Raw genomic sequence first — 12,270 nt, 5'->3', positions numbered from 1 at the left:
ACATCGGAAATTCTCTGCCCATGAAAAGCCGAAATGCTACATGCGTCAGCCTTGACGAAAAGTTTGCAACAGAACCCTCTCAGCGCGGCACGTCGTTTCTTCAAGAAAGCCATCGCTAGCAACGACGTTCCAGACAAAATTGTCATTGATAAAAGCGGAGCCAATCTGGCCGGAGCCCAAGCTGTGAACACAATCCTGAAAATCACCGGTCACAGCAAGATGATTGAAATCCTGCAGGTTAAGTATCTCAACAACATCCTTGAGCAGGATCACCGGTTTATCAAGCGAATTACCAAACACATGTTGGGCTTCAAGGCATTTCATTCGGCCTCAGCGACAATCGCGGGCATCGAAGTCGCACATATGATCCGCAAGAAGCAGTTTGCAAATGACGACCGCTCGCCATTTGAAGTCTTTGCGGAGCTTGCAGCATAATTGCGTCTGAAGCTCAGGCCGTTTTTAACCTGACGAAAAATTTGCGACAGAACCTCGCCATTCAACCGTCTTTTACACCCAGGAAGGAGAACGAAATGCCCGAAACGCTCATCAAGGTTGATCTTAATGAATCGCCCTATACCAATGAAAAGATTCACAATCGTTGGCATCCTGATATCCCGATGGCTTGGGGTGGAGCCCGGCGATGATTTCCGTATCGAGACCTATGACGGCTTTGTCGCAAATTTTTTGGTGACGTAGAAAACCTAGAAAAAACATTCTGCACGCATTCATTAAAAGCCGCCTCAGCTTGTCTGGATCGACATTGTGACAATTAAAACGGCATTTTGAATGCTTCGGATTTGTTCATACACACACCATTCTAGAATTAAATTCTACTTCAAAAAAATTTGCGACAGAGCCCTTTGAGATAGGTCTCGTCAACACGCCATGACGCAAACGTTCGACGTTTACGCTTCTGTGCCTGATCTGCGATCTGAGGCGCGTAACGGACAACCCAACGGTTCAATGTTGCATGGTCAACGTTCACACCGCGTTCAGCCATGATCTCCTGAAGATCACGATAAGAGCCGGGATAGCGCACGTAAAAGAAAACGGCGTAAAGGATGACACTTTTGGGAAAATGAGCCCCTTTGAAATCGATCGCCATACCCTGCCACCTCACTCAATTATGCGCTCCGAAGGGACAATAACGCAGCAGAAGTGAAAAATTCGCGACAGAACCTTATCTGTATCGTGCCATCGACAGCAGCGGCAATACCGTCGAGTTTCTGCTTTGCGATGAGTTCCGGCGAGAGCGTTTCTCCGATGGTCAAGCCATTGGCGGCTGCGAAATCGGCACCGCGATCCAGCAGCACCTTCATTTGTTCAATTGCATCGCTACCGGGAATGAACGAGCCGGCGCCCAGGCCCTGATTGATCAACTGCCTTAGCTGCTGATCGACAAGCTGGTTTTCAAAATAGGCGTCGCCCAGGAAGGGAACGGAATGATCGGGATTATAGCCGATGCGATTGATGAAATAGCCGGAACCGTAGAACTTGCCGACGTCGAGGAACTCGGCCCGCGTCTCGTAGAGAAAGACCTGTCCGGGAATGGTGCCGCCAAAGCCGCCGGAATTCGGCTTCGGTGCGGTAGATCCAAGCGCTGCAATGATTTCCGCAGGCGACAAAGGTAAGCCGCCCGCTTGCAGGCCATTACCCGAAACAGAAATGCCCTTTTCAGCAAGCAGGTTGGCGATGGCCGGGTTGGGCGTGAACAGCGCGCCTGCCGCAGTCAGCCCGTTGAGCGCAGCGGTCGGATCACCCTGTTCATGGTAGTATATGTTGATTGCCACTGAGAACTGCCCCAGCGTGGCCTGATATTTCCATTGAGAATTGACCCATGTTCCAACCTTCCCTTGCATGTTTTCAGCGAGGGCTATGGAGTGATCGACATTGCGTTATTGAGCGTGATCCGACGCTGGCATTTTCGAGACCATTTATCGATCCGGGAGATTTGCCGCAGGACCGGCTTATCCCGGAATACCATTCGCAAATACCTGCGCCTGGACGGTGTGGAGCCGAAGTTCCAGGTCCCGGAGCGGCCGAGCAAGCTCGATCCTTTTGCTGATCGGTTGACGTAATCGGCAAGTCAGGCGGTCAATTTGAGCTTACGAAAGGCGATTTCGTCACACAAGACGGCCAGCAAGCACTTATTGGCGGCATTTATGCCTATACGCTGCATAAGAACGGCATAACCACTCCTGATGACGGGAATTGGTATTTGCGCAGCGAGCTGAAATATCCTCCGCCGCCTCATGTCGATCCGGACAATCCGGTCACGCCTGTTGATCCAAACAATCCTGATGCTCCATACGATCCCAATTCTGGAGGGAACACGCCGCTCTATAGTCCGACGGTGCTGATCTACGAGGGGCTGACCAACAATATGCAGGCTCTCAACTCTTTGCCGACTTTGCGCCAGCGCATAGGCGATCGTAGCCGTCAGATGGCACCGCAAGAAGGCTACGACCCGATTCAGTATGACAACTCGCCTGACGGAGATCTGGATACCTATTCCAAGCTTGGTATGTGGGCCAGTGTTCGTGGTGGCATCAGTTCGCTCTCGCCGAAAACGACCACTGATCGAATTCATCAGCGGATCGATCAGATGCAGTATCAAATAGGGGCCGACAGTCAGCTCTATGACGGTGACGACGGCACACTATATTTCGGGCTTGCCGGGGAATACGGAACTGCACGTAGTCAGATTAAGTCATTCATTGGTGACGGCTCAATCGATACAAGCGGATGGGGTGTCCACGGATCGTTGACGTGGTACGGAAGTCAGGGCTTCTACATCGATGCGCAGGCCAAATCGACCTGGTACAGAAACGACTTGTTTTCCAGCACGATCAATAACGGCATCGCCGATGGGAAACACGGCTTCGGTTACGCTCTAAGCGTCGAGGCTGGGAATGAATTTGCACTTGATCAATCCTGGTCACTGACTCCACAAGCGCAGCTTAGTTGGTCCTCTGTACGCCTGGACAGCTTTAGCGATTCTTATCAAAGCCGCGTGTCGACCGAAGACGGAGGTAATCTATCATTTCGCGCCGGGCTTCAGACCGACTATCGCAATGAATGGACGACCAGTACCGGAACGGCCGTCAAAGCCGATATCTACGGCGTCGCCAATATCTATCGCGATTTTGACGGTAGCAGTGAAATCGAAATTGCCGGTTCAGACCTCAAGACCCGGAACGGCAAAACTTGGGCGGGTATTGGCTGGGGAGGAACCATTGCCTGGGACAACCAGTATGCTCTCTTTGGTGAAGGGACAATCAATTCCAGCTTGAAGAACTTCGGCGATGATCATTCCCTGAAAGGCACAATCGGGTTCCGCAAGACATGGTGATCTCTTTGGCTAGGCCCGTTTTCAACCGGATGAGGACCGTGCATATCACTGCCCGTTCTATGTGAATGGAAACGTGTCCAGATTGATCTGAACAGCCGCGGCACTCTCCTTCAGCTTTGAGGAGAGTGCGTTTCTGGTTAAATATCAATGACATTGATTACCTCAGCTGGGGTTCCTTCCGGATGCTTCTGCTTCGTTGATAAGCGAATGACAGCGGGATGTTCTGTTCATTGACAACAGTAGCCGTAGAGGCTTCCATAACGCCTGTTAGGCTAACTTCCTGACAATCAATATCACGGTCTGGATTCTCACTCGTTCGCTATCTGGACGCTCTAGCGTCTTCAAGCCGGAGGGATGTCAAATGACGATGACCATTTGCGTTCAATCAGAGGAAAATAAAAATCAATTCAAATTAGCTTCGAATAAATTCTGCATGGTATAAATATATCGCAATAGGTTGGCGTATTTTTTTGGAGTATATTTTTTAAATTTTCCACAAAAAGAGCTGTCATCTTTTAAATTGGTTGCGCCTTTAGCATTTCCATCTATCTGGCATTGGTCAGGTGTGATTTTAAGTCCGTTATAAGCATATATATTATATATTGTTGTATCTCCAGGAGTGTAAACATAAGGAGGAATTGGGTTTTCACTTATATAAACATATTTATCATTAAGCAACTCTTTTGAAACACTTATTTTATGTGTGGATTTATCGTAAGATATAGGAAAAGCCGAGTATATTTGAGAATTTTTTATTTCCCTTACAGCCACCCATTCCCTTTCGGATTCATACTCTCTAATAAGATACTCGATAATCAATAGAGAATCCCTCGAATTTTTATAATAATTTTTATCAATTATGCTTTGAAGGGTGGATGGTACATAATAAAATGAATTGCTTGTTTTTATCTTGTAAATCCACAAAGTTTTATCTTGTAGACTACTTATTCCGCCAAACGTCATTCTAGCAAAATCTAGAGCACTGTCAAACTCATCGGACGTTGGGATAAATGCTGAGTTTTCTTTATTACCAGTTACCCCGCCAACAGAATCGCCGGTAACGTGTTGGATTATATTATCATTACCACCCCAAGATTTAAATCCATTTTGAAATAAGTTATTGGGGGAGTTCGGACTTCTGGAATCAAATCTGTAAACAAAAGCAGGTGCCTCTACAGATAGGGCTTCTTTAGAGCTTAAGTTTATCGTAAGTATAACTATCAAGCAGTATAAAAGATATCTCATTATAATTTAATCCTAAAATCATATATTAATTATTTCGTAATAATCTCCAAATGAAAATTAATAAAACGGGGTGATTAATTCATGGATACCATACTTGGACAGAATTGAACTGAGAGCCTTTGGCATCGTCAACGCCAGTTTCGTTGCAGCGGAATCCATACTGATCATCCATCACTTGGACTTTAGCTCCCGTCGCCATGGCCTGCATAATTGCCGCATAGTATATCTTTCCTGGATCCTGGTTCAGTTTTGCATAACTGTAGGCTCTATAGGTTTTCCTGTCGGCATTCGACCAGTTTTGTCCGGCTTGAGAGAGCCATACGACCCAGTCATTCCAGCCATCTGCCCCCATCCAAACACCAACCACATAGCCGCTTCCGCATGGTATCGCACTAGATGTCGTCCTGACGGCTGGCACTTCATCAATTCCTTGAACCGGATCAGGGAGTGTAATGGTTCTCGATTTGTCTGATGCATAAGCTGTCGTTATGATGTTAAGAATCAAGATAGTTGCAATAGTAATTTGGCGGTATTGCATGTCTTCACCTTTCATATGTCGTGAACCGCTTAACAATTTGGCCGGACACGCAATGTTCAATCTGTGACCAGCAGTCTGAAAAATAGTATTGATACGTCGCAGAAACCCAACAATATACTATCGATAATGCTCAGCTGATAGATAGTAAAATTTCTTTGGCATGGGTAAAACTGCGTTTGTTAACAGTATTAAACTAGCGCTCGTGGACAAAGGGTATCCATAGTTTGACTGCAGCGATTGCGACGAAACCGAGGTAGGATTCCCTGGTCTTTGAACTGCCCCCCATTTCGACCGGACAGTCGGCATAAGCAGAAAGGCTCAAGCACAGGCTTGAGGACAGGCTTATGTCTAACGAGTATCGACACGTTGAATTGTTGACGGGTGATGTTCGCCGCAGGCGGTGGACAACCGAGCAAAAGCTGACGATCATTGAGCAGAGTTTTGAACCAGGCGAGACGGTATCGTCTACCGCTCGCCGCCATGGCGTTGCGCCCAATCTGCTTTACCGATGGCGCAGGCTCTTGAGCGAGGGAGGTGCTGCAGCCGTGGATTCTGACGAGCCGGTTGTCGGCAATTCGGAAGTGAAGAAGTTGGAAGATCGCGTCCGCGAGCTGGAGCGCATGCTCGGCCGCAAGACGATGGAGAAACCCTTTACAGTTCCTCGAAAGTCCACGAATGGCGATCTGTATCGCCTCCAGAACCGCCACCATATGCCGTGTAATCCCCCCACCAGTCTTGATCAGCGCCGAGTTTTAGAGGGAGATCATACAGTTTATTATGAAGTATGAAGCAAATGTTACCTTTGGAGCTCCTCCTATATTCAAGCCACCACAAACTCCGAGCTGGATCATTAGTTGGCCAGCCAGTATATGCCGCGCGGTCCCCGCCATCGTCAACAGCAGTGGCAAGTTTAATATATTTATAGTATTCTCGATTCTCGATATGAAAATAATACTTACCTCCCCATAATCGCGCAGTATAAAGCGCCAGATGAAACGTGCCTGGGTTTCATATGTTCCACCGTACAGCGCTCTATCTCCAACAGTATCCGGATTAAGTTCTGGTTTTAGATATTTGTCATATTTTTCGCTTGCTATAAATAAGTATTGCTCGCTGAATATATAGACAAATTGCCGATCAAAATAGTCACGTACAATCTGTTGTCCATCGTGGTACCAGAGATAGCATGCAAACTGAAATACAAGCACTCCGTCCTCTTTTAATAATGAATCAATATATCTCTTTAGAAGGATTGTATTAGATCTATTGTTAATAATTATGGGTAGAGCTTTCCAAAACTCCGATTTTCTTATCCTTTCAAGAAATTCCAATTCGACGGTATCTATATTTAGGAATACAGCATTTTTGTCGAAGCCCCTTATTTCGGAAAAAGGTGAAGGAAAGTCATAATCTGGAAGCTCTACGAAATCTTTTTTGCTTAAAAGAGAACGTACACGTTCGATAGACAAAGGAGTTATAGTGTCAATACCATAGAGAATTACTCTCCCTGCGGGATTGATCAGCCGCATAATTTCTTTGACCGTATTTTCAGTGATAGGTGATCCCATCGATGTTATTTTATAACAAGAACCGGCCTTAACGTACTGTTCGACACTAACATTATCATAATCATGTGTCGGAATTCGATTGGGTATCTTACGGTTTGTATTCGCGCCATTAGACACGAGTTTGTACTGATAGTTGATGTTGTATGCGTTAGGAAAGCCCGTTACTATATCTATACCATCTTCACCAATGATCCGTCCCTCACCCCAATAATCAATAATATCATTATTAGCGGGATCTAACTGTTCTTTGACAACCACTTCATATTCACTATTAGAATATGGATATTTTCTATCAACGTTGGTCCCGTAATTAGGTCCGGTGGCCTTATTCCATTTTTCCTTGTCGCCTTTTAGAGTCCGTTTGAGAATTTAGTTTCCTTGGTCTCTGGTTCGTGATTCAGATTAACGATGTGGACACGAGAGACGCGAGGCCGGATGGCCAGGATCGAGCGGAAGACGAAACGTTACCCGGCCGATCTCACGGATGAAGAATGGGAGCAAATAGAGCCCCTGCTGCCGAAACCGGCCGAGCGTGGGCGCAAGCCGAGGGTAGACCTGCGCGAGGTACTCAACGCGATCCGCTATATGACGCGCACGGGCGGCGGCTGGCGAATGCTTCCGAAGGACTTCCCGCCCTGGCAAACGGTGTATTGGTGGTTTCGGCGCTTCGTACGGCTGATGCTTTTTCGCACTATCCACAACATCGCCAAGTCTTGCCGCTTCATTGTGATATTTTTGACATAGAAAGGTGGTATAAATTCCAATATTTTTCCTGGTTATGTAAAGTAGTATTTATTAAGTAAATATATAGTGAAAATAATAAAATGCTTAAATGATCGTTTATACTTATTCAGATATATTAATACTTTTATACGACGATAAGGCGTTATTTATTTATTATCTTACACTCTCGTTTTAAGGAAGTGCAGCTCATAAGCTCCTGAGTGCTGTATGAGTCCCCCCCCCCCCCCGCTTGCAAGGTCAGTAGCATCCTCCCCCTTTCTGACTCCAGTTACTGACCTTGCAGTTTTTTCCGTCAACCGATGTGATTAATATTGGCAAGCCGCTCGCGCGTCGGGCTCTATTCGCTGGCGCTCACCGAGCCGTGCTTCGCCCGTCTCGGCCCATCCGGGTTACGATCCCTCTTGCGAAAGCAGACCGCCTTCAGCGGACAATCCCCTGCCCGGCTGCCTGCGCAGACCGGACTTGGTAGGGAAGAGACGTTCGGCCGCCTCTCCCCAGCAACCGAGAAAAACGGTCTCCCCGTCCTTCCGCGCTTCGCTTGTGCAGGATCGATGCGGATCCGTTTCGGCTTTCAGCCTCACGGATCATACATCGACCTTCCGCCTTCGGCTCCAGGCGGGTGATCCCCCTCCGTTTTTCTCCGTTGCCCCCCTCTCTCCCCGGTTTGATCGCCAAAAATAAGAGCGAGGGCCAGTCCCAAGCTCTCAATCAGGGAAAACAGGAGAAATTCAAATGACCGCACAGAACGAAAAAATCATCGTTGCACTCAACAAGCTGGATCGCGACCCGCTCAATGTCCGCAAGACCTACACCAAAGAAGGAATCGAAGAACTCGCAGCTAATATCAAGGCGGACGGTTAGCCATCGCCTGGAAGCGCACGTTGACGTCACGCTATTTCCCGCGGCCAACCTTGTCGATCGCGGTGCGCATGTTGTCGTAAATGCCGCGTCCCGGGATGCCGCCGAATACGCGAAATGCATGATTGTGGGCATCAAACAGCATCTCGTGCGTCTGTAGCAGATAGGCCCGAACGATGAAGGCTCGGCTGTAGCTCAGCTTCGTGTGCGCCACCTGCAGCTTAGTGCGTTCATTGCCGATGATCGCCCAGTCCTCCGACCAGTCGAACTGGAAGGCTTCTCCGGGATCGAACGCCAGAGGTACATATGTCCCGCGGCCCGTCGTCTGCAACTCTCTCTGGCGATCATCACGCCATTCCCGGGCAAATGCCGCAACCCGATTGTAGGAGCCCTCGTAGCCAAGGCTCATCAGGTCAGCATGCAATTGCTTCATCGTCCGCTTCTGTTTGCGGTTCTTCTTGGATTCCGTCTTCAGCCAGGCAGACAACCGATCAGCAAAAGGATCGAGCTTGCTCGGCCGCTCCGGGACCTTGAACTTCGGCTCCACACCGTCCAGGCGCAGGTATTTGCGAATGGTATTCCGGGATAAGCCGGTCCTGCGGCAAATCGTAAGCGCTGTTTTCAGGCCACGGCTTTGAGATCGTGCGTTGCGGCATAGGCCCAAGGCAGCAGGTCGTCGATCTGGCTATTTGGATGATTGTTGACGATCTTGGTGAGGACGTCTGAGAGATAGGCCAGTGGCTCGACATTGTTGAGCTTTGCCGTCTCGATGAGCGAGGCGATAGTCGCCCAGTTCGGCCCCGGCGTCAGAACCGGCAAATAGCGCATTTTTGCGATTGAGGGCAATTGGCCTGATTGACCGTTCGACGACGTTGGAATCGATCTCGATCCGGCCATCGTCGATGAAGCGGGTCAAGCCGTCCCAGCGTGACAAGGCATAGCGGATTGCTTCGGCGAGTTTTGTCTTCTGGCTGATGTAGCCGAGTTGTTCACGCAGCCAGGGAGCGAGGCTGTCGGTAATCGGACGACTTTTTTCCTGACGGGCGACACGACGCTCCTCGTGGGGCCCGCCACGTATCTCTTCTTCGATCCTGTAAAGTTCAACATGTGCAGCGATATGGGCATAGATGGATAAACCGCTTCCCCAAGGCGGGTTTTGCTTGTTCGGAGGCCAGACCTTTTTCTTGAAGAAACCAAACATGAGAACCGTCTACGCAATTTCGGATTATAATTTGCATACTTAACTGGTTACGCGATTGCAAACTTTGCCGTTTTCTCCAATGGCCTACTATAAGCCGGCGGTCCGCTCGCCATCCTATGATGGACATTAATGCTTGACCGGCACACAATCGCTTTAATTCCCAGTCGAGGAGATCGCCCGGCAGTCACACAACTACAAGGCAGCAGCCGCAATGAGCCCGTTGCGGACACTTTGGAATGCAAAGCGTTTGGGATCGGGATTAGAAATAATGCTTTAATCTCTCAGAAATAAGCTCTGATGGGATGACCGCGTTCGCCCCAGAAAGTAAACCAACGCCCAGCAGCACGAACGATGTCTAAAGCGTGTCGCATTTATTCGGCCTCATACCCAGCAGCCTTAAAGAAGTTCTGGCATTCATTGATGGAGAAGAGACTGATGATATCGCCAAGTGTGAGGTGCACCCCGAATTTGGACCACGGAGAACTGGAATTTTCCGGGTTTAAGGCTCAAAGCGGCGGGGATGCCGTTGAGCCATTCATAAGCGAAATCGGCACCTTATTGCCAATGGCGCTATGTGACCGGAATTCGTTATAGTCTCTACGCCAATCCTCCATCTTAATGCGGGCGTCGTCAAGGCTCATGAACCAATGGGCGTTCAGGCACTCGGCTCTGAACTTGCCATTGAAGCTCTCGATGTAGCTGTTATCTGTCGGTTTGCCGGGCCGGGAGAAGTCGAGCACCCCCCCTTATGATAAGCCCATAGATCCAGGTCACGAGAGATAAATTCGCTGCCATTATCGACACGAATAACCGCAGGATAACCGACCTGACGACATATCCGTTCCAGGGTCTGCACCACATCCTCACCGCGATAACTGAAGCGGGCATCGACTGCTGGCGAGAAGCGTGAGAATGTGTCAACCACCGTCAGGATGCGGATCTTCCGTCCAGTCGCCAACTGATCATGGACAAAATCCATCGCCCAGACATGGTTGGAATGGGTCGCATCTGTGCGATCAGCGCGAAGCTTCGCCTTCACACGTCGTTTGGGAACCTTGTTCCGCAGCTGAAGTCCCATCTCCTTGTAAAGACGATAGATTCGCTTCGGATTAACGGGCCAGCCGTCACGCTTGAGAAGCACATGCACGCGCCGATACCCATAACGAACCCGTGTCTGACAGATGTCCTTGATCCTGAGCTTCAGTTCAGCCTGCTCGCCGCGCTTTGACTTGTAGACATAAAGTGACCGGTCAATCTTGAGCACCGAACAGGCGCGTCGTACCGAGACTTTCCAATCCGACTTAATAGTGTCGACAAGCGCTCGCCTGCGTGCAGGCTTCAGAGCTTTTTTGCCAAAACATCCTGAAGCATGGTCTTGTCCAGAGACAGATCGGCAACGATCCGCTTCAGCTTGGCATTGCTTCGCCGGGCAATTGATTCACTGGATCAATTGCTTTTCCGGCTTCGATCCTCGAGCTGCCGTAACCGCTTCATCTCGAATGGCATCAGACCCCGCATATTTCTTGCGCCAGTTATAAAACGTGGCGTCTGAAATACCTGCCTTGCGACAAACCTCACCAATTGGCGTGCCATCCTCTGCCTGCTTCAAAACGAATGCGATCTGCGCTTCTGAAAACTTCGATGCTTTCATGGAAATCTCCTTCTCCCCAATCAGGGATCATAAGTGGAAAATTCCAGTTCTGAATGGCCTAATTTAACGGGGGCACGTCACAAAACCGCTGGAGCGAACTCAAAACTGGATAATACTTAGGGGCAACATCAATGAATTTAACTTGTTCTTTCTGCCTACACATGGTGTGGATGTCGTTCCATCAACGGGATCAACAGTTCCAACCGGATCATAAAAGAATGATACTAACACCATTCGATAAGCTAACGGAAATTGATACAGGAAATCCGTACATAGGGTTGACGGCAATTTCGTCCGGTGAAAAATTTTTGGATATCGCTGGAAAATTTCCGCGCCATCAGGTGTTTGTAAAGACTAGAAAATCAAGTTTTCCCACAAGCATAATTAAAGATGGTTCGATACATGTCTATTACAACGCGGGTGGAAGTGTTGTTGGGTTGGAATTGATGGTATCCGAATTGATAAACGATGGTCAATTTCTCATTTGGAAAGAGGTCAATATACTCCAAAATACGATGCAAAGAATTAATGATGCTTTTGAAGCATTTGGTGTGGCAGTAGAAAACACACGGTACGGGCTTGATATTCCAAATCTCGGTCTATCATTTTACTCATCCGATTTCGAAGACAATTTACAATCGAAAGTTGATAGCGTTTATATCGAATTGACTAGAATTGGTTGATGCTCATGGGGCCGACATGTTAACAAGCTGCCATTCGGGACAACTCCGACTGGTAATGGAACACCACATATCGAAGTCTCTGCTGATGGTAAAATGACATTGGTGGGAACGGATCGTAGCCTGGAAAGGCGGAAGAACTTCGTGAGTAAGCTCAATAATCTCCGGTGGTGAGCGATCTGCGAACCGAACTGCAAGAACAGCGTGGTTGATGCCCACCTTTTGCCATTCCCCTAACAACCTGATCAGATCGTTACGTTCCGTTCGAAGGACATAGTCACCTTGCAGCGGGGTTCTTGGACGGTCAGGATTATCAACGAGATCAACCCTATAGCGCGACAATCAGGATGAGACGCCGCATTGCCTCACGAGAAATGCTCCCTGATTGTTGGCTGTTGCCTCATCTGATTTGCTCCCGGCATTTGTGGGTGCG

General features: G+C 48.5%; 6 protein-coding genes and 11 pseudogenes. 8 read left to right on the top strand and 9 right to left on the bottom strand.

Translation table 11 applies throughout. From position 1 onward, the window contains the following. Positions 1–66 precede the first annotated feature (66 nt). A pseudogene (locus FIC94_RS22090) lies at positions 67–435 on the top strand (DDE-type integrase/transposase/recombinase); the annotation flags it as partial. Positions 436–530: 95 nt separating this feature from the next. Then, positions 531–681, top strand: a pseudogene (locus tag FIC94_RS22085) (acetamidase/formamidase family protein); the annotation flags it as partial. Between the two features lie 178 nt (positions 682–859). Here the strand turns inward: FIC94_RS22085 and FIC94_RS22080 are convergent. Both FIC94_RS22080 and FIC94_RS22075 read right to left on the bottom strand, forming a co-directional pair. Continuing rightward, positions 860–1,105 (bottom strand): annotated as a pseudogene (locus FIC94_RS22080) (transposase domain-containing protein); the annotation flags it as partial. A gap of 127 nt (positions 1,106–1,232) precedes the next feature. Next, positions 1,233–1,760: pseudogene (locus FIC94_RS22075) on the bottom strand (hypothetical protein); the annotation flags it as partial. A 129-nt stretch (positions 1,761–1,889) separates the two neighbouring features. On the opposite strand from FIC94_RS22075, the pseudogene FIC94_RS22070 reads away from it, so the two are divergent. Then, a pseudogene (locus FIC94_RS22070) lies at positions 1,890–2,072 on the top strand (IS21 family transposase); the annotation flags it as partial. A gap of 5 nt (positions 2,073–2,077) precedes the next feature. Continuing rightward, a complete protein-coding gene (locus FIC94_RS22065; RefSeq protein ID WP_140026437.1) occupies positions 2,078–3,352 on the top strand; it encodes an autotransporter family protein in 1,275 nt (424 codons plus the stop codon). Between the two features lie 402 nt (positions 3,353–3,754). Here FIC94_RS22065 and FIC94_RS22060 read toward each other — a convergent pair whose 3' ends face one another. Next, complete coding sequence (locus tag FIC94_RS22060; protein ID WP_140026436.1) at positions 3,755–4,597, bottom strand: hypothetical protein; 843 nt, start codon at positions 4,595–4,597, stop codon at positions 3,755–3,757. Between the two features lie 79 nt (positions 4,598–4,676). Then, on the bottom strand, positions 4,677–5,150 hold the full coding sequence (locus FIC94_RS22055) for a hypothetical protein (RefSeq protein ID WP_140026435.1): 474 nt from the start codon (positions 5,148–5,150) through the stop codon (positions 4,677–4,679). A 329-nt stretch (positions 5,151–5,479) separates the two neighbouring features. Between FIC94_RS22055 and FIC94_RS22050 the strand changes: the two are divergent. Further along, positions 5,480–5,779: pseudogene (locus tag FIC94_RS22050) on the top strand (transposase); the annotation flags it as partial. A 7-nt stretch (positions 5,780–5,786) separates the two neighbouring features. Here the strand turns inward: FIC94_RS22050 and FIC94_RS22930 are convergent. Then, positions 5,787–6,050: a hypothetical protein gene (locus tag FIC94_RS22930; protein WP_371830942.1), complete on the bottom strand. Its 264-nt coding sequence runs from the start codon at positions 6,048–6,050 to the stop codon at positions 5,787–5,789. Between the two features lie 74 nt (positions 6,051–6,124). Beyond that, positions 6,125–6,664, bottom strand: a pseudogene (locus tag FIC94_RS22925) (hypothetical protein); the annotation flags it as partial. 447 nt (positions 6,665–7,111) lie between these two features. Here FIC94_RS22925 and FIC94_RS22035 point away from each other — a divergent pair. Beyond that, positions 7,112–7,408, top strand: a pseudogene (locus FIC94_RS22035) (transposase); the annotation flags it as partial. 771 nt (positions 7,409–8,179) lie between these two features. After that, positions 8,180–8,308, top strand: a complete 129-nt coding sequence (locus FIC94_RS22785) for a hypothetical protein (protein ID WP_268967502.1) — start codon at positions 8,180–8,182, stop codon at positions 8,306–8,308. Positions 8,309–8,342: 34 nt separating this feature from the next. Here FIC94_RS22785 and istA read toward each other — a convergent pair. The 3 pseudogenes from istA to FIC94_RS22020 all read right to left on the bottom strand — a co-directional run. Beyond that, a pseudogene (istA, locus tag FIC94_RS22030) lies at positions 8,343–8,930 on the bottom strand (IS21 family transposase); the annotation flags it as partial. Then, positions 8,927–9,407 (bottom strand): annotated as a pseudogene (locus FIC94_RS22025) (IS66 family transposase); the annotation flags it as partial. The pseudogenes FIC94_RS22025 and istA, both read right to left, overlap by 4 nt. 605 nt (positions 9,408–10,012) lie before the next feature. Further along, positions 10,013–11,157 (bottom strand): annotated as a pseudogene (locus tag FIC94_RS22020) (IS3 family transposase). Positions 11,158–11,375: 218 nt separating this feature from the next. Here FIC94_RS22020 and FIC94_RS22015 point away from each other — a divergent pair. Beyond that, complete coding sequence (locus FIC94_RS22015) at positions 11,376–11,840, top strand: hypothetical protein (RefSeq protein ID WP_140026433.1); 465 nt, start codon at positions 11,376–11,378, stop codon at positions 11,838–11,840. Positions 11,841–12,270 lie beyond the last annotated feature (430 nt).

Source organism: Ochrobactrum teleogrylli (assembly GCF_006376685.1).
Lineage (GTDB): Bacteria > Pseudomonadota > Alphaproteobacteria > Rhizobiales > Rhizobiaceae > Brucella > Brucella teleogrylli.
The sequence above is the reverse complement of the archived record's forward strand: the minus strand, read 5'-3'. Positions and strand labels throughout refer to the sequence as shown.